Source organism: Fructobacillus tropaeoli (assembly GCF_016860625.1).
GTDB lineage: Bacteria > Bacillota > Bacilli > Lactobacillales > Lactobacillaceae > Fructobacillus > Fructobacillus tropaeoli.
Window position 1 is genome coordinate 374,376 of sequence record NZ_BOJU01000001.1, and the last position, 19,857, is coordinate 394,232.

At 40.2% G+C, this 19,857-nt stretch carries 16 protein-coding genes; all 16 read right to left on the minus strand.

What is annotated here, in order from left to right; all coding sequences use genetic code 11:
- Positions 1-26: 26 nt before the first annotated feature.
- The 16 genes from FT12353_RS01815 to FT12353_RS01890 all read right to left on the minus strand — a co-directional run bounded on the left by FT12353_RS01815 (position 27) and on the right by FT12353_RS01890 (position 19,844).
- Entirely contained in the window at positions 27-2,135 is a 2,109-nt protein-coding gene (locus FT12353_RS01815) for a hypothetical protein (RefSeq protein WP_203617627.1), read from the minus strand.
- 14 nt (positions 2,136-2,149) lie between these two features.
- Complete coding sequence (locus FT12353_RS01820; RefSeq protein ID WP_203617629.1) at positions 2,150-3,091, minus strand: glycosyltransferase family 2 protein; 942 nt, start codon at positions 3,089-3,091, stop codon at positions 2,150-2,152.
- Positions 3,092-3,149: 58 nt separating this feature from the next.
- Positions 3,150-4,340 carry a UDP-galactopyranose mutase gene (gene glf, locus FT12353_RS01825; protein ID WP_203617637.1) on the minus strand — a complete coding sequence of 397 codons (1,191 nt, stop codon included), beginning with the start codon at positions 4,338-4,340 and terminating at the stop codon, positions 3,150-3,152.
- Entirely contained in the window at positions 4,340-5,110 is a 771-nt protein-coding gene (locus FT12353_RS01830; protein WP_203617639.1) for a DUF4422 domain-containing protein, read from the minus strand. The genes glf and FT12353_RS01830 overlap by 1 nt, the downstream gene beginning before the upstream one ends.
- A complete protein-coding gene (locus FT12353_RS01835) occupies positions 5,107-6,498 on the minus strand; it encodes an O-antigen ligase family protein (RefSeq protein WP_203617640.1) in 1,392 nt (463 codons plus the stop codon). Before FT12353_RS01835 ends, FT12353_RS01830 begins: the two co-directional genes overlap by 4 nt.
- Before the next feature lie 11 nt (positions 6,499-6,509).
- A complete protein-coding gene (locus tag FT12353_RS01840) occupies positions 6,510-7,133 on the minus strand; it encodes a YveK family protein (protein WP_059393529.1) in 624 nt (207 codons plus the stop codon).
- Between the two features lie 34 nt (positions 7,134-7,167).
- Entirely contained in the window at positions 7,168-7,800 is a 633-nt protein-coding gene (locus tag FT12353_RS01845) for a sugar transferase (protein ID WP_203617642.1), read from the minus strand.
- A 64-nt stretch (positions 7,801-7,864) separates the two neighbouring features.
- A complete protein-coding gene (locus FT12353_RS01850; RefSeq protein WP_203617644.1) occupies positions 7,865-9,307 on the minus strand; it encodes a flippase in 1,443 nt (480 codons plus the stop codon).
- A gap of 33 nt (positions 9,308-9,340) precedes the next feature.
- Complete coding sequence (locus FT12353_RS01855; RefSeq protein ID WP_203617646.1) at positions 9,341-10,381, minus strand: acyltransferase; 1,041 nt, start codon at positions 10,379-10,381, stop codon at positions 9,341-9,343.
- A gap of 175 nt (positions 10,382-10,556) precedes the next feature.
- Positions 10,557-13,283 (minus strand): GDSL-type esterase/lipase family protein, encoded by a 2,727-nt coding sequence (locus FT12353_RS01860; protein ID WP_203617654.1) that lies wholly within the window; start codon positions 13,281-13,283, stop codon positions 10,557-10,559.
- A gap of 94 nt (positions 13,284-13,377) precedes the next feature.
- Positions 13,378-14,424, minus strand: a complete 1,047-nt coding sequence (locus FT12353_RS01865; protein ID WP_203617656.1) for an N-acetylmuramoyl-L-alanine amidase family protein — start codon at positions 14,422-14,424, stop codon at positions 13,378-13,380.
- A 38-nt stretch (positions 14,425-14,462) separates the two neighbouring features.
- Positions 14,463-14,879, minus strand: coding sequence for a GH25 family lysozyme (locus FT12353_RS01870; RefSeq protein WP_203617664.1), 417 nt, complete (start codon positions 14,877-14,879; stop codon positions 14,463-14,465).
- Positions 14,880-15,350: 471 nt separating this feature from the next.
- Positions 15,351-16,823: a GH25 family lysozyme gene (locus FT12353_RS01875; protein WP_203617666.1), complete on the minus strand. Its 1,473-nt coding sequence runs from the start codon at positions 16,821-16,823 to the stop codon at positions 15,351-15,353.
- Positions 16,824-16,838: 15 nt separating this feature from the next.
- Entirely contained in the window at positions 16,839-17,300 is a 462-nt protein-coding gene (locus FT12353_RS01880; RefSeq protein WP_168778151.1) for a hypothetical protein, read from the minus strand.
- Between the two features lie 188 nt (positions 17,301-17,488).
- Positions 17,489-18,856: a magnesium transporter gene (mgtE, locus tag FT12353_RS01885; protein ID WP_203617672.1), complete on the minus strand. Its 1,368-nt coding sequence runs from the start codon at positions 18,854-18,856 to the stop codon at positions 17,489-17,491.
- 82 nt (positions 18,857-18,938) lie between these two features.
- Positions 18,939-19,844: an RluA family pseudouridine synthase gene (locus tag FT12353_RS01890; protein WP_203617673.1), complete on the minus strand. Its 906-nt coding sequence runs from the start codon at positions 19,842-19,844 to the stop codon at positions 18,939-18,941.
- Positions 19,845-19,857 lie beyond the last annotated feature (13 nt).

Below are 19,857 nucleotides of genomic sequence, written 5' to 3' on the forward strand. Positions count from 1 at the left end.
AAATTCACAACACGGTTTTTAAAATGTTAATTAATCCGTTGACGTCGCTTGATTGCTAGCGCAATCAAAAGCAAAGCAACAAAAATTAAGTGTAAGAAGATATAAACATATCGGTTAATCCAAGTAGTATCATGATGATCAGTAAAGCTAAAGATTGCATTTAATCCCTTAACATTTTTCTGATTCATTTTGACATTTGGTCCCTGTAAATTAGTCGTTTTCAAATTTTGAAGGACATCTGTTTTAACCGGATAAGTGCTAATATTTTCAATTTTCAAACGATAGTCACCAACTGGATATTGACCAGGATAACTACTCCAAGACTGCTTTAAGTTTAAGGTCAATGATTGGTGCTTATCAGTTCGAATCAGTGTAACTTTCAATTGGTCAAGTTGTTCTTTACTCAACTTTGAAAAATCGATATTCAAATTATTAGATGGACTCTTTAAACTAAAGGTTTCTGTCTCAACAGTTGTTTTTCCAGGAATCGTAACAAGTTCATCACCATTTTCCGTATATAGAGAAAATCCGGAATTATAAACAAAACCATCACGACTAACCCTATCATTGGCACGCGAGAATGAAACCAAGAAACTTGCCATGAGCAAGACCAGACTTAATAATACGAATTTATTAGTAACCCGTTGAACGGTTTCCTGCCGCTTTTTAAGCAATCCAAACAACAATTGCATGCCGATTGCTGCTAATAGCAAAAGGAATGGCAACATTGGTAAAGCATAACGGTCGCGGACTTCCCATAGCAAAATATGGAAAGTAAAAATACCAACAATGCTAAATGCAGAAAAAATCGTTAAATTCAAAATTCTTGAATCAATTGTTTTTCTGTTTTTCAAAACATTGATAACGACCAACATTGCTAAAGCTAATAACAAGATATAAATTGGTTGGAATAAATTACCGATAAATTCTAAAAATGGTGTTGATTCCCACTCATATTTCAACAATGGTCGATTTATCTGTAATCCGCCCATATCTTCATTTGAATAGGCCAATGAGAACATAAATGCAATTTTTTTGATTGCATGCTTTGGTACTCCCAAAACGCCCAATTCTTTAATACGATGCTTTAATTCATCTGTGATGAGTTTTGCACGTTCCTTTTTAGGGAAATTACTATACAAGAATGAATCAGGGCCGTCAATTTGACCTGCCGTATGTGGATTCCACGACATGTTCACGTAGCGAACAGAAGGCGTGACCATTGTTGGCTTCGATTGAAAACCTTCAACCTTTTGAAAATGATGAAACGATACTGTTCCCAAAAGTGAAAAGAACACACCCAGAATGATTAAGCCACTTTTTAATTTAAAATTGAATTGCTTACTAAATAAAATCGTCAATAATAACGCAATTAAAATAATGACCGAATTTTGCCGGATAGTCACTGCTATCCCAAGCATCAACATCAAGGCGGTGCCGTGAAGCCACTTTGATTTAGCGGACTCATTCGATAGCAATCGAATCAAACTGCCAATAACACCCATCATTAATGCGATTGCCACAACATCATTATAGGGAAAGACCGCATACATGAACCATGGAATATAAAATAGTGCAATAAACATAAAAATTGTGCTTAATACACGATTTACTAATCTAAGTGAACGACTTAGATAGATAATTCCTAAGTCAAGCATTAACATCTGAATCCATGGCAATATTGGCGCATAATGCGTAACACCAAGCCAGCGGAACGGTGTTAACAAATAGCTCCACCACAACGTAACGTTGACATTATTCGGATAGGTATAAAAGTAGTTATACCATTGATGGTTGCCTTCAATTAAACGGGCAGCCATTGTCGTAACATAGCCTGTGTCCGTATAAACTGGACGTACAAATGTCAATAAAAAGACCAATTGGGCAAGTATGGCCAAGGCCAAGAAAAGAATATAATAAATTTTTCTTTGCTTAACACTAACCTTTCGAGCTGCATAAAAGCCAAAAAACAAAATAGCTAAGCTCGCTCCGAGACGATAAAACCCGCTTAAAAAACCACCGGTACTACCATCTACTAAATTGAGTGGATATAGAAAAATTGCACTCGCTGTAATTAGTGCAATCGCAATTAATGCAAACGATAGTATAAGATTATGAACGCTTAACTTACGCATAGTTACCCTTAAATTTATTTTTCTTCTTTGGCAATATAAATTGGACGGTTCTTTGTTTCCATAAAGATAGCTGCAATATAACGGCCGATAATACCAAGGCTCAACATTTGAATACCGCCGATGAAGAGGATAATAGTTACCATCGATGGCCAGCCAGCAACAGAGCTATTTGAAATCAAAGCTCGAATGACAATAAAGATTCCTGCTACGATTGAAGCACCAAAGGACAGTAAACCTAGGAAGGTCACGATTGTCAATGGCATCGTTGAAAAAGAAACAATTCCTTCGATAGCATATTTTGTTAGCTTCCAAAATGACCAAGAAGTTGTTCCAGCAACACGCTCTCGATTTTCATATGGAATGTACTTTGTTCTAAAGCCAACCCAGGTAAAAATTCCCTTTGAAAAACGCTGATTTTCAGACAGCGACAGGATGGCATTGACCATTTGTCTGGTCATTACCCGATAATCACGGGCACCATCAACCAAATGAGTCTGTGATACTTTGTTCATCCACTTATAAAACTGTGCGGAGAACCATGACCGCAGCTTAGCCTCTCCCTTACGATCAGCACGCCGAGTACCGACGGCATCATATTCTCCACTTTGAACTTCTGCTAACATCTGTGGCAACAACTCAGGCGGATCCTGCAGGTCAACATCCATTACCGCGACATAGTCCCCCTTTGCTTGTTGCAAACCAGCGTAAAGTCCCGCCTCTTTGCCAAAATTGCGCGAAAAAGAAACATAGTGAACATTGCTATCCTGGTTGGCTAAATCGCGCAAGATTGTCAATGTTTTATCGGTTGAACCATCGTCAATAAAATGAAAATCAATCGTTGCTTCAACTTCTGGCTTAATTTTTTGAATGGCATCGTAAAAAATTTGAATTGTATCTTCTTCGTTATGAACCGGCACAATAAGTGATAATACCGCTGGTTGGTCCTTGATGTCCATCGTGCTCTCCCTTTTAAAACAAATATGTATGGTTGCCAAAACTAAGGCAACCTCTTTTTTACTTTACTTCGTCGTGCGCAAAGTTAAAGTCATCTGCCACACCAAATTCTTGACGAACAGTGTTAAAGGCATCATTGAAGACCTGGTCCATATCAAAGTAACGATACTTACCCAAACGACCACCAAAGAGTACTTCAGGTGCTTCTTCACGAGCAGCCTTCACGTATTGCTTGTACAATTCAGTGTTCTTATCATCGTTAACTGGGTAGTAAGCTTCCTTCGTGCGATCCCAGTCTTGTGGGTATTCACGCGTAATAATCGTCTTACCTTCGTCTGCCAAACCATCAAAGTGACGCCATTCCATTTGACGCGTATATGGTATTTCAGCATCCGTATAGTTAATAACGGCATTTCCTTGATAGTTATCAGAGTCAATCGTTTCGCTTTCAAAGCGCAATGAACGGTATTCCAATTCACCAAACTTGTAATCGAAGAACTGATCAATCATTCCCGTGTAAAGAACACGTGGGAATTCTGCCATAAATTCATCCTTGTGATCGAAGAAATCAGTATCAGTCAAAACATCGATCAAGCCGTTTGAACGTTCAACCATGTTCTCAAAAATTTGAGTATAACCACCAACAGGAATTCCTTGGTAACGATGGTTAAAGTAGTTGTTATCGTAAATAAAGCGAACTGGCAAACGCTTGATAATGAACGCTGGTAATTCGGTTGCCTTACGACCCCACTGCTTTTCGGTATAACCCTTAATCAAAGCTTGGTAAATGTCTGTTCCAATCAATGAAATAGCTTGTTCTTCCAAGTTACGTGGTTGACGATCGCCCAATTCCTTCAAAGCAGCAGACTTTTGTTCTTCAATCTTAGCCTTCGCTTCGTCAGGTGTCTTTGTTCCCCACATCTGGTAGAAAGTATTCATGTTAAATGGCAAGTTAAAGAGCTTACCATTATAATTGGCAACAACTTGGTTTTGGAAGTTGTTAAATTCCGCGAAGTTCTGCACGTAATCCCAAACTTCCTTGTTATCAGTGTGGAAGATATGAGCGCCGAAATCGTGAACAGTGATGCCGTTTTCAACGTGTGTATGTGTGTTTCCCCCAATAAATGAACGCTTTTCAACAACTAAAGAGCGCTTACCACGCTTTGCCGCTTCGTAAGCGAAAGTCATCCCGAAGGGACCAGCACCAACGATTAAATAATCATAATTCTTTGTATTAAACTTATTTGCCATTAGAAATGTACCTTTTTCTTAGAATTTGGAAGAAACTTCCGTTTCAAAAACTGCGTGCCCTTATCAAGCCAATTTGTCTTTTCAAGACTAATCACAGGAACTTCCGTAAAGGAATAGTTCCGAGTATTCAGCCAAGTATCCATTAGCCGTTCTGACAAGAAACCAAAAACGCGGGCATCTTGGCCATGTAATGTGGATAAGTCCACTTTTTCTTGCACTTTTCCCAAAACACCAAAAACAAACTTTGCATAATCATCAAAAGCTTCTTTTTTCATGATAAACATGTTAAATAGATGAGCCTTTGTCGATTGCTCCATCCGTTGGAAGCCAGGATAGAAGTCTGAGTAATCCTCTTGAATGACCTTTTCCATTATCTCATAAGGCTCGTGTGCATGGGCGTGAAGATAATGATTACGCTGATTTTCAATGTAGTAATTTCGCTCTTTGGGTAAAATCACATCATGTTGGCGCAACAAGTCTTCAATATCATGTTGATTTAGTCGTTTAGCGTAGTCATGTCCACCTTTTTGTCCCAAATAACGGCGGTAGTGAACCAAGCCAACTGCATCTTCTTCAGAATTTTTCCACATCCAATAAATTCCAGTTAATTCATTGAAATTCGGATTTTTATCAGAAATGTTTTCGCCCTGGTCATCGCGTTGATAGCCAGCTGGAATTTCTTCTCTCAAAGATGAACCAACCATCAAAGGTTGATAAAGGCTATCCTGAGGCATTTCATATGGTTTATGTGTTGCAATATAGACTTTCATTGCTGGAGTTCCTCCTCCAAACGCATAATATGTTTCCGATAAAAGAAGAACATAAGCAAATATGGCCACAGAAAGACCTGAATAACGAAAATAGATGAAAAAGCTGCCAAAACAACCATGGTGATGAACGAAATAATCAAGCCACGGTGCCAGGCCATCTGTTCTTCATTCAAATTCAGCCGTGGTAGTCGATACTTCACCAAAAAAGTTCGAGCTAACAAGCGGAACAACAGCCAGATGGCCGGAACCATAATAATGAGTCCAAAAGAAGCAAACCATCCTAGAAAATCAGAAAGATTTGGGTAACCAAACTGTGAATAAACATGTTGGAACTCGAAATTATCTGTCGTCGACAATGGAACATTTTGAAGTATGAAGTATGAAGTAAATCCATAACCAACTCCAAAAATTGGATGCGTTAAGAATGTTAATGCCAAAGCAATCGTACCGCCCAGTCGATTATCCGTTCCCTGCTTAGCAAAGAGGAACTGATTTAGCGTATTGTGAATGACACCAACCTTTAAATAGGCCACTGCTAGCAAAATAACACCCATCACTGCTAACCAGACTAAAGTCCAACGCAGCTTCTTGTTTGCCCAAAATGCCCACAAAAGGTAAGCAATCCCCGCAGTTAAAATTCCAGTGGTTGTCTTCGCTAAAAAGAGAATCATAATGATAACAAAGGCAAAGACAACATTTAAAAATTGATCCGTTCCTTTTTTCTTTGTCCAAGACCAAAACTTTTGACCCGTTGCTGTTAATCCAATCAAAATTGGTAAGTAGACAACACCAAGTAGGTTAGCCAAGAAGGCTGCTTCCGGTTCAAAACCGTTTACTCGGCCTTCCGTCGTAACGTAAGAGCCGTTGGCATAGAAGTTATAACCAGCATGGGTCCGCCAATGCCGCTCAAAAAGATGAGCAATTTCATTAACGTAATGATGAAAAAAGGAAATATTGAAAGTTACGGTAATTTGTGGAAGAACAGTTAGTAATAAATAAAAAATCAAACCAATTAAGCCTGATTTTAAAAATGCTCGTTCATCTTGTTCCGTGATAATCGTTAACTGAATGATGGCCCAAGCAACATAAACCGTTACCGTCCAACCTGCGAGGATAATACCCGAATGAATGATTCCAGTTGTTAGAATTGTTTCACCAGTTGTACCATACGACCAGGCCATCACAAGTAACTGAACTATCCAAAAAAAGCCAGTTAAGTAGATTGCTGTCCTTGAAGGAACAATTGACTTTAACCGGTTTGGATACCGATATAGCTGCAACAGAATCATTACCAGAAAGACTGGAAAGGCCACCATAGCAACTGTTTCAGCTAACGCATTCGTATAATTTTTAGAAAAAAATGTAATTGGTAAGAGAAAATTAACCATAATTCTTCAAATTATCCTTGTTTTTTTGCTTCATGATAATTCTTACGAATACCTGATACCATAATTGCAAATACAGAAAGTACCAGTCCAAAGACGGCACCGAAAACAGTTAACTTCTTTGCATTCTTCAAAGAAGAACGGGTTACATCTGATCCAGTCGCCTTTGACAATGTGTCAGGCTTTCCCATATCCGGGTACAACGTTGGTCCGACTTCTGCAAATGTTTCTGCATAGACATTTGCTAATGTCTTTGCCCGATACGTTGTCGATCCAGAAGCTTGGAATGACAACGTCAGAGTATCTGTTGGGTTCTGGACTTTAACAGCTTCATTGATATCGTCCTTACTCATTTGAAACGGCAATGCCTTTTGTACGGCAGAAACCACTGCATCATCTTGAGCGATTTTTTCATAAGTAGGCACCAGTGCCTTATCAGCTAAGAAGCGAGCGTTGGGGTCACGTACATCCGTATTATTCTTAGCAATCAAAACCGTACGGCTAGCAGAATAATTTGTAATAACCTTGCCAGACTTGGCATACACAAAGCCTGCACCAGCAAAAAGAACGACACACAAGACAATTAACCAAGCAAAATGCCAAAAGCGTTTAGCTAAATCAGTTAATGAAAATTCCATTTTTATTTCTCCTCGTTGGAAAATATTGTTTTATTTAAAAGGCTCCATCGCCCTTGAAAATCGCAACCACTGTTAAAAACATAATTTTAAAGTCCAACCCTAAGTTAGCACGGTCAACATAATCGAGCTCAATTTCAGCTCGTTCTGGGTAACCAATATTTGACCGTCCGGAAGCTTGCCAAAGGCCAAAAACACCCGGCTTTACAGACAAAAATTTTTGAATCCGTTGTTCGTCGCCGTATTCAACTAATTCACTTTCAACCACAGGCCGTGGACCAATGATTGACATATTCCCAATTAAAGTATTCCAGAATTGTGGCAATTCATCAAGTGATGTTTTACGCAAAACCGCTCCGATTTTTGTAATCCGAGGATCCTCTTTAGTTGGCAATTTATAACCATTATCAACAAATTTTTGATACAACTGGTTATCTGATTTAAGAATTTGATCAGCATTGTCAACCATGGATTGAAACTTATAAATTTTAAAATGCTTACCACCCTGACCTACACGGTCTTGAGCATAAAAAACATGACTGGTTCCCTTGCTAAGCTTAATAATCACTGCAATTACCAAAAAAATCGGTGAAAAAACAATTAAAGCCACAAAGGAAACAACAATATCTAAAATTCGTTTGGGAAGGCGATAAAACAGGAACTGTTTCAAAACCCCATCCTCCAATATTTATAATTTAGTGCACAACAATACTTATTATACCAGAATCACCCTATTAGCGGAAGGAACGCCAATTCAATAACCGCTTCAAAATAGGTGCTCGAAGAATAATGAGTACTAGCAAGTAGACAAAGCCACCAATAACCGCTTCAATTAATGTGCTTTTGATGCCAATACCGTGATGGTCAACAAAGTATAGCACCGCAAAATACATCGCCAATCCGGCCAACAGATAGCGCCAGAGTCCAACAAAATGAGCCCGGACCTTCATATCGTTTCTTGTCACAAATAACTGATAGGCAATAACGGCAAATTCCGAAATAGCTGTCGCTAATGCCGCCCCTTCAACACCCCAAATAAAAATCAGGAAGAAATTCAGAAAAACGTTTAAAACAGCGCCGAAGGTTACTGACCAAGTATAATCACTCAGGCGTTTCGTAGGAATTAAAAATTGATTACCGATAACATTCGACCAACCAATGAAAACGATGATTGGTGTCAGTAAAACAAGAGCAGAGCCAACATCACCCCATGACTTTCCTAAAAACCAAAGCATTGCTGTTGGTCCAACTGCCGCAATTCCAAAGGCAAGTGGCACGGCAATCGCTGAAACGAAATCCATCGAAGCATGAATCGCCTTTTTCATTTTGGCGTGTTCTCCCGCTGCATAGTGTGCCGACATGCGAGGCAACATCACCATACCAACGGAAGTAACAAGGGCTAAACAGACCTTAATAATTTTATCGGCATTATCATAAATTCCAGACGATGCCGTTGCGCCAGTGATAAATGGCAACATTGTCTTATTCAACTGCAAATAAATTTGGGTAGCAATCGTTGGCAAGAACATCATAAAGACTGGATGCCAGTGCGATTTTAGGTCCAGATCTTTCAATTTTGGCCAACGGAACTTTCCAATCAAATAGAACCACATCGAAAGATTGCCAAAAACCTGTGACAATGCTAACAACAGAATATAAGCGCCAATATCAGTTGGTTTTTTGACCAAAACAAAAATCAAAACAGTCATCGCCAACTTGATCATCATGTTTCGTAAAACAGTTTTTTTGAAATCCTCCAGGCCAATAAAATACCAAGAAATATCAAAAATACCGGAGAAAATCACCCAAATTTGGTACCAGAGAAATAATTCGTTTTGATGAATACGATTATTAAAAGCACCACCCGCATAAATAAAAGCCACATAGAGGACTAGTGCAATGATGCCAGCGATAAAATGGATAGTTTGAATTTCCCAGAATTTCTTTTGTCTGAGTGATTCATTTCCATGAACATAAGCAATTTCACGCGAACCATAAGTAACAATACCCAAACTAGCAATCAATAAAAAGTATGTGACCAATGAATTTGTCCATGAAGCGATTCCGACCCCATTTTTACCAAGCACACGGGCCAAGTACGGCAAAGTAATGATTGGAGCAATAATATTTAGCAACTGGTAGGCCGCATTATAGAGATAATTTTTTGCAACTTGCATAAGCTAAGAAACTCGCTTTCAGAACTGACCGTCTTAAACAGTTCGACGGAGATATGGGATTTTTTGAATAGCCTTCACTAAAAGTGTAACTACTAACCAAACGACAATAGGCATTACTAACAAATGCCAAAAGGAATCTTGTGCTAAATGAAATTGTACTTCAAGTGTTTCAACGAAAAAATAATGAAGAACATAGACTCCTAACGAAGCTGATGAACCAGCTCGTAACCATCTTTGAACTTTTGGACTAGGGTTCCACTGGCTGAAATGATGTTGAAAAAAAACAAAGACCGTAGCAGACCAGGTCATTCCAAAAATCCCCCAAATACTGTATGTTTGTCGCTGAAACTCACCAAAATGTTTCGACAACACCAAAGCCAATCCAATCATGATTAAAATAGATAGCATTCCTGCCAAATATAGCAAATGCCGTTGTCGATCAGCTAAGGGATAATGTTGGAGGTACCAGCCTAAAACAAAGAGACCGATAGATCCGGCAACACCTACACTAATTCCACCCGAAAAAGAGGAATCATCCTGATTTCGCAACTGGTAATAGTAACCAATTAACCCAACCACAATAATATTTAAAACCAACAGGTACTGTACTAAAGCCTTCTGGTTGACAGTTACAATTTTAGTCAAAAGTGGCGCTGATAGATAGAAACCAATAATAATGTAAAAGTACCAAAAGATGGGCTGAACGGTACCATGCATAAAGCCATTTAACAAACGTGCATATGTGTTAACATTCAACCACGAATAGTGGTTATATTGAACATTATTATAGATAAACCAAATAACTGTCCAAAAAACAAATGGAATAGCTACACGCCTGAAACGTTTTTTAAAAAAAGTACGTGTATCTTCCCGGTTGCGATAGTCTAAAATGTTTGCACCAGAAATCATAAAAAAAAGCGGTACAGCGAAAATAAAGAAAACTTGAATAAATACACTTAAATACCAACGGTCACCGCCATTATTTGTAAACGCAAAAGATGATCCATGTAACATTACCACCGCAAAAGTAGCTAAAATGTTTAACAAGTCCATATAAAAATAACGTCTTTTCATTAGTCAATCCTTACCATACTACATTATTCAAAGCCAATATTAAGTTAAATCTAAAATTCACCAATACTACCATTTTACCTCATTTCACCATAAAGCAAAGAAAAAGCTCTTCGAAAAATGAATTTCAAAGAACTTTTTCATCATTTTGTTATGGATGTCATGAGAATCACTCAATTTATCCGCGTAAGAAATATGTGCCGTCATTGCCGAAGTTATAACTGTGACCATCAATGATTTGCAGGCCTTGAACCGCACGTCCATTAGCGTCCGTCCAGTACTTATAGCCCCATGCACTTCGCCAACCTTCATTTTGGCGCACACCATCAACAAACCAATAATAGGTTCCCATGTAGTAGCGGAATCCGGTATAAAGTTGACCATTTTCATACCAACGATAACCACCATTATAGGATGAAGCATCATAAACATAGCCAGACCATGGTTGCAAAATTCCATCACCATTGGCCTTATACTCTTGATTCCCTAGCATAATCATTTGGTTTTCACGAGCATAGTACGTCCCGTCGTCACCAAAATAATATTGCTTTCCGTCAATGATCTGCAAGCCTTGAACCGCACGTCCATTAGCGTCCGTCCAATACTTGTAACCCCAGGCAGTCCGCCAACCTTCATTTTGGCGCACGCCATCAACAAACCAATAGTACGTACCCATATAAAAACGGAAGCCGGTATACAGCTGACCATTTTCATACCAACGGTATCCACCATTGTACTCTGAGCCATCGTACAGATAACCAGTTCCAGTCATTACAACCTTCACAATTCCTCGATCATCGGCGAAATAATTTAACCCATTCACGGAGAACGCCTGATTCATTCTTAAGGTAAATGAGCCGTCATTACCGAAATAATAAAGATTACCATCGATTGTTTGGAAACCTTGAACTGATCGGCCATCACCACCTACGTAGTAAGTATTTCCCCACGCTTGATGCCAAGAATTCTCATCACGAACCCCATTGTTAAACCAATAATAGGCACCATAGTACTTTTGGAAACCAGTATAAACCTGGCCATTTTCTAGCCACTCATACCCTGCCAAAGTATTATAATAGCCGCTCACAGTTCCTAAGGAATAGTTTTGATAGTTGGCCTGATATGTGTTGTTTGGATTAGCCTGCATGGCTTGAGCAATTTTAGTCCCAATTGCTTGGTAAGTTGCGTTCGTTGGGTGAACACCATCTGGTAATGTGGTCGCATGATTTTCATCTGTAACGACCCCAGCGTTAATGACAGTAATACCTAAATTATTACCAACTTGCGTTAAAGCAGCACGAAGTTGATTCATCGAAAAACCACCAGGACCAATCGTATCATTATTCTTACCGTTTAAGTAGTCCCCCTGGGGAAGCAAAATATAAATACGAATATTCGGGTTAGCTTCGTGCAAGCGACGAATGCTATCTTGATAAATTTGAATAATAGTATTCAGAGGACTCGTTCCACCATAATTAATGTCATTAACACCCATACCAATGACAATATCAGTGGCTGTACTATAAGAAGCTGATTTAATCGCTTCATCTACCATCCATGACATATCATTACCGATTTGCGTTCCAGAATGAGCAGACGTATTTAAGTACAACTTATCTAAATCTTGGGCTGCATAACTATCATAAGATTGACTACCATCATTGTATGAGTTCCAACCTACGGTTGTTGAATCACCAAATCCCCAAATAACCCCATTCTTCGGAGTTAACCGACCGCTCTTATCTGCATGATAAGTAACATTGTTAATTTTCGTATCAAAGCTAACCTGTAACTGGTAACTTTGATTATCACCAAAGAAATACTGACTACCATTAATACTTTGCAACCCAGAAACTGCTTGACCATCCGAACCAAAATAGTATGTGCTTCCTTGGTTAACAACCCAAGTATTTTTTTGCAAAAGACCATTTTGATAATCAATCAAACCTTCAGCATTAGTAAAGACACCATTTTTTAATGACAAAGAGCCATCACTAGCTGAAGTATAGGTCGTATCAGCAAAAGTGATATCCATGTTTTTACGAACCGTGTAGGTCTGATCATCACCGAAGTAATATTGCTTACCGTTGATTGTTTGCAGGCCGGATACGGCCTGACCATCCGCACCAAAATAATGGGTATTCGTTTGGTCCCAAGCATTTGTCTGCTTTGTGCCATTAACATAATCAACATAGCCATTTTGATTCTTTTCCAAACCATTTTTAGCCGTTAAAATACCATTTTGGTCAGCGGTATAGGTTTGATTGTTAACTGTTACTTCTGTATTCTTACGAACCGTGTAAGTCTGATCATCGCCGAAGTAATATTGCTTGCCACCAATGGTTTGCAAACCGGATACAGCTTGGCCATCTGCACCAAAATAATAGGTATTCGTTTGGTCCCAAGCATTCGTTTGCTTAACACCGTTCACATAATCAACATAGCCATTTTGGTTCTTTTCCAAACCATTTTTGGCAGTTAAAACACCATTTTGATCGGCAGTATAGGTTTGATTATTAACCGTGACTTCAATGCTCTTGCGTACTGTGTAAGTCTGATCATCGCCGAAGTAATATTGCTTGCCTCCAATGGTTTGCAAACCGGATACAGCTTGACCATCTGCGCCAAAATAATAAGTGTTGGTTTGGTCCCAAGCATTCGTCTGCTTTGTGCCATCCACATAATTCACAAATCCTTGGTCATTTTTTGTAATCCCATTGGCAACTGTCGAGGGGTTATCCGCAACAACTGAAGCATTTGGGCTAGAACTAACCAAAGAACTGCTTGAGCCATTATCATCAGCTGATACATTGTTCGATTGAACAGCCAGCGCACCAAATAAGCCAGCAATCAATAAGGAACCGACTGCCCAGTACTTACCACTCTTGTACATTTTAAATCGCATTGTGAACTCTCTATCTATTTAACGTTGTAATAAAACATTTCTACTGTTACATTCTAACACAAAAAGACTATTTATTTAGTGATTATTTTAACTATTAACGCAAATAATATGTTCCATTATTACCAAAATAATAGTTTTTCCCATCAATTGTTTGCCATCCCTGCACGGCACGACCATCACTATCTGTCCAGTAAGTCAAACCCCAAGCGTTACGCCAACCCTGATTTTGGCGAACACCGTTAATAAACCAATAATAAGTCCCCATATAATAGCGGAATCCTGTGTATAGCTGACCGTCTTCGTACCAACGATAGCCACCATTCTGGGTTGACCCGTCATACGCATAACCGTTAATAGGCGTTAATATTCCTGCAGCGTCAGCCTCATACTGAGCATTGTCAATAGACACTGTTTGATTTTGGCGAACATAATAACTCCCATCATTACCGAAATAATACTGCTTACCATTAATCATTTGCAATCCTTGAACGGCGCGGCCACTCGTATCAGTCCAATAAGTCATTCCCCAAGCAGACCGCCAGCCTGCGTTTTGACGAACACCATCGATAAACCAGTAATACGTACCCATATAGTAACGGAAACCTGTGTATAGTTGACCATTCTCATACCAACGGAAACCACCATTTTGATTAGATCCATCATAAAGATAACCTTGCCATGGCTGTAAAACACCATCCTTATCCGCTTGATACATTTGATTATCATCAGCGACTGCTTGATTTTCGCGAAGATTGAAAGTATTATCATCGCCAAAATAATATCGTTTCCCAGCAATCGTCTGTAATCCTTGAACAGCACGTCCATCATTGCCAGTGTAATATCGCTTTCCCCAGGCATCATGCCACGCATTATCTGAACGGTAACCATTATCAAAGTAATAATAAGTCCCCATATAATAACGGAAGCCTGTATACGGCTGTCCATTTTCTAACCACCGATAGGTTTTAACAGAAGAATCCCAAACATATCCTGTCGACGATGTCGCCATTCCAACATAGTCCATGGAAACGTCAAAAGTGCCACTAATCCCATTAAAACCTGCATTTGAAGACCACTGCCACTTGCCATATTGTGTATTCCAAAGATCATTAGCAGATGGCGTATACGGATATTGGGCCATCCAAATCCGATTATTCCCAAGAAATGATGTGTCAAGATTCATACTTTTTTATAGTAGGCATAGGTATATAAAGCACCATTAGCAAAGCCTCGGCTTTTCAATTGATCATTGAAGGCTTGACTATTATTTGATACACCACTATTTTGTGTCGAAGTATCTTCTAAATCATTTACCAATAAATCACTACTAGTAAAACCTAGTTGCGTTGCATAATCAGCAAAATAATTTGCCTCAGCCCGTGCACTATTCTGATCAACATAAGTAGAATAATGATAAGCAGAAACCTTTAAACCAACTGATTTCGCATTAGCAATTTGACTGCTGGCGTACGGGTTATGATAGTAGGTTCCTTCGGTCAATTTAACGATAATTCCTTGAACGCCATTATTTTTCATGGTTTGAAAATCACTCGTTGAAAGATAGCCATTGTTTGATGAAATATCAACGACATCCATCCGGGGTATCCCACTTTGTCCACCCGTCACGCGGTCAATATCATCAGCATGAACCGTTAAATGATTTTGATTAGCAACGACTCCAAGCGCTGTAATAGCCGTTAACGCTAACCACGTTTTTTTTTAATTTCATTATTCTTAAACTCCTATTCAAAATGTCTCACTAAAATTATACGTACCAACCAGCTACTTTCCTCATTATCATATTAAAATAAATAATTATTTAGAATTTTTCTTTACTATTTCTTCTAACGTTACTTTCCATTTATTTTTAATCATTCTTATTTTTCTCGTCAAAATTAATTTTACAACATTAACTATTTATTGTCATACATCATTTCAATTTGTTATTTAATTCCACTTTAAGTGCATTCTTAATTGCTTTTTCAAGAGAATAATGCACTAATAGTGATAATCATTTTGTTCAATAAAAAAAGACAAAATTCTAATAAATTTTGTCTTTTTATTATATTATCGAAGGTAATACGTTCCATTACTGCCGAAGTAGTAGCTTTTACCATCAATTGTTTGCCAACCCTGAACGGCACGACCATCGTTATCCGTCCAATAGGTCAAGCCCCAAGCTGAACGCCAACCCTGGTTTTGGCGAACACCATTAACGAACCAATAGTAAGTCCCCATATAATACCGGAAACCAGTGTATAGCTGACCATTTTCATACCAACGATAACCACCATTTTGATCAGAGCCATCATAAGCATAACCCGTAATTGGTGTTAAAACACCATTTGCATCTGCCTGAAACTGAGCATTGTCAATAGACACTGTTTGATTAGTTCGGACAAAATACGTATCGTCATTTCCAAAATAGTATTGCTTACCATTAATTGTTTGTACACCTTGAACAGCGCGGCCATTGCTATCTGTCCAATACGTCATTCCCCAGGCCGATCGCCAGTCATCATTTTGACGTACGCCATTAACAAACCAGTAATAAGTCCCCATGTAATAACGGAAGCCTGTGTATGGTTGGCCGTTTTCATACCATCGGAAGCCACCATTTTGATCTGTACCATCGTAAAGGTAGCCTGAAGTCTTAGCAGCTTGGATTGCCTTCACTAATTTATCAGAAGCTGACTCGGTATCGGTTGTTGGTGTCGTTGTATTAGTTGATTGATTACTACCTGTATTTGTTGATTGACTATTATTCGTTGTACTACTGGTTTGAGTACCACTAGCCGCCCCATTTGTCGCCATTCCCGTATAATCCATGGAAACGTCAAACTTACCACTAATGCCATTAAAAGAAGCATTAGATGACCATTGCCACATGCCAAACCCTATGTTCCAAACATCACTACCAGATGGATTATAAGGATACTGTGCAATCCAGACCTTACTGTCGCCACCAAAAATTGAAGTATCAAGATTATTGGTCTTCTTATACGAAGCATAGGTATACAAGGTTGTATTAGTAAAACCACGAGCATGTAATTGATCATTAAAGGCCCGAGCGTTATCCGAAACGTTTCCACCAACCGTACTACTGTCTTCCAAGTCGTCAACTAACAAATCAGTACTCTTAAAACCAAGTTGTATTGCAAAATCTGCAAAGTAATTCGCCTCTGCGCGACCGCCATCTGGGGTATTAAAATCAGAATAGTGGTAGGCAGAAACAGTCAATCCCGCAGCGCGTGCATTATTAACTTGGTCTTGGGCATACGGATTTTTATAAGTAGTTCCTTCAGTCAACTTGACGATAATGCCCTTAACACCATTATTGTGCATCGTTACATAATCTTGGGCCGTCAAATAGCCTTGATAAGATGACACATCAACGACATCCATCCGCGGTAACCCCGTTTGACCGGCAGTGACAGCCGCAATACTATCAGCCTGAGCAACTAGGTGATGGCTAACATCTACAACAGCACCAAAAGCGGTTGCTGCTGCTAACGTTAGAAAAGTATTTTTTACATTCATGGTTTCTTTTAATCCTTACTGGTGAAAATTCTGCTTGGCATAAGTCACAGGAGATACCCCCTGTTGTGATGCTTGCGTGATAATTTGCTTAATATCGCTCGGTGCCCACTGATCAGCAGGCAAACCAGCAGCCTTCAATTGAGCCGTCACCTGTTGAATCATTGATGAATCAACTGTTTGACCGTTCAATGTTTTATTAGGGTCATAGCTAGCTGATGTTTGTGGGTTAGCACCCTTTTGACTCGTGGTACTTGTTGCAGACGATGTTGATGATGGTGCCATCGAACTACTTGAATTTGAACTAGTACTGTCACTGCTAATACTTTTAGTCGTTGACGACACGGCCGAAGAGGTTGAAACCGAACTTGATGAAGTCGTCGACTCTTTTGAGGTGTGATTAGTGCCAATAGCATAACCACCACCGGCAACAACCGCTGCCACCACAACGACCCCGATAATTGTCCCAATTTTTTTCACAAAAATTCTCCTTGATTAATCATTCTCTCAAAGGTGACCTGCGAAACTCGGCCAAGCCTATCATTGTTCATTTTACACTATCTGACCTACTTTTGCAGGCCCCAAGTCAAGGTTACTTTTGATTTCATCAGACAAAAGCGATTCAAAATGAAAAAGCAATGCCATTAAATAATGACATCGCTTATACGCTATTTTCCAATAAATTCATTCAACATGCCCGTGGCAATCCCAAAGTAAATCAGGATAGCCGCCCAATCGACCACTGTCTGCACCAATGGCCCATTCACCAATGCTGGATCCAAATTCACTTTACTCAATACCGCCGGCACCAAGTATGCCAGCAATGATGAAAGCAGAATCGCAACGATTGCAGACAAAGCAACTGCCAAGGCCAGGCCTTCATTATCTTGCCAAAGGGAAACAACGGCAAAAAGAACCACGCCCGCTAAGATGGCTAGTACAAAAGAAGACAGCAACTCAGAAATCAGATTTTTCCAAAAAGACCGGTCCGTGCTGGATCCAAAGTGCCGAACGGCCAGGGCCAAGGATTGTGTGCCGGCATTTCCGGCAACGCCGGCAATAACCGTAATAAAGGCAGCCAAAATCGGTGCCTGACGAATTGTATGCTCAAAGCTAGCGACTAAGGCGACGGAAACGAGGCCCAACACTAGCAGAGCCAAGAACCAAGGCATCCGCTTCAGTGCGGAATGCCAGGGACTGTCATCGGTATCAGAAACATCGACGGCAGCCAAACCAGAGTACTCCTCGACCGCTTCTTCATCAATTACGTCAACAATATCATCGACTGTAATGATTCCCAACAAATGTTGATCATCATCGGTAACCGGAATGGCAAAAAAGTTGTAATCGGCAACGACTTGGGCGACTTCTTTTTGGTCATCCCCCGCCTTCACCGAAATAACCCGGGTATTGGTAATTGACTCAATCGTCATCTCATCCGGATGGATCAGCAAATCCCGCAAGGAAACAATCCCCACCAGGCGATGGTTTTCGTCAACTACATAGACATAGATGATTGACTCGGCTTCTTCGGCCTGTTTCTTCACTTGGGCTAGAACGTCCTTCACTACTGAGCCTGCAGCTACTGCCAAGTATTCCGTGGCCATCAAAGCCCCGGCCGTCTGGTCCTCGTACTTAATCAAATTTCTGATTTCTTGAGCTTCTCGATGAGGCATCAATGCCAAATAAGTTGAAGCTAACCGGGCTGGCATGGCCTGGAACAAATCGGCTTCGTTATCAGCAAACATTTCAACCAGGATATTGGCCCCCTTTTGTGGTGGCATCTCCTGCAAAAGGTCAACGACCCCTTCGGCATCGATTTCCAAGTTATCAAAAACTGTCGCGAGCGTTTCATCATCCATGACCCGCCAGGCAACCTCTCGAATGTTCTTCGAAAAGCTAGCATAAACCTGCCCCTTTTCAAAATCGTGCAGGTTGGTAAATTCGGTCATAAAATCATCGTCTTGTCCGTTTTCGAGCAAGTCCGTTAAGGCATGGACAGCTTTTCGGACTTGCTGCTCATTGTCTAATTCCATGAAAGGATTCCTTTCCACTTCGTTTATCTTTCTTGAAAATACTACAAAATTAGATTGTCTTCAACCTCAGTCGTAAACGTTTTTACCCTTGAATGTCCTTTAACGCCTGCAAATCAGCCGGTAAATCCGTTTGCAGGTGACGGTTTTGTTCAATAAAAGGATCATAGAACGTCATCTGGTAGGCATGTAAAGCCTGCCGCTTCAAACCATACCATAATGGCCCGCCATACAGATCATCCCCCACCAACGGAAAACCGATGTGAGCAAAATGAACGCGGATCTGATGTGTCCGGCCGGTATGCAACTGGACCTTCACTCGGGTCATCGGCTGATTTTCATCATTGGTGTACCGATGTTCCACCCAATATTCCGTCTTTGATAACTTGCCATCGGGCGTCACCGTGCGCTTGATAAAGTCACCCGGCAAGCGGCCAATTGGTTCTTCAATCATGCCATGGTCATCTGGCAAGTGCCCAGAGACGTAGGCCGTGTAGAACTTTTCCACCGAATGGTCCTGCAATTGCTGGTCCAAAACGGCATGGGCAAAGCGATGCTTGGCTAACAAGACGATTCCAGAAGTGTCCCTGTCAAGACGGGTTACGACGTGGGGTACCAAGTCTTCGGCCCCCTCATCGAGTAAATGACCCTTAACCTGGTTAACCAGCGTATGGAGGCGATCGGCATGCCCTGGGACGGTGGTGACCCCGTATGGCTTATCAACAGCCAAAAAGTGCTCGTCTTCATAAATCACATCCAATGGGGTGAAATCAGGAACGACCAAGTCGTTCCCCGTTTCAACCGGCATCACGATGGTGACCAAGTCGCCATCCTTAATATAATCGGAGGTGTAAACCTGTTGGTCATTAACCAAAATGGCACCCCCGTTATGCTTCATTTGTGAGAACATTCGGTGCGAAACACCGTGACTTTGTAAGAAAGAGCGGACCTTCCGTTCTTCTGTTCCCTGATATGTCCAAGAAAATTTCATACTGATTTATCTG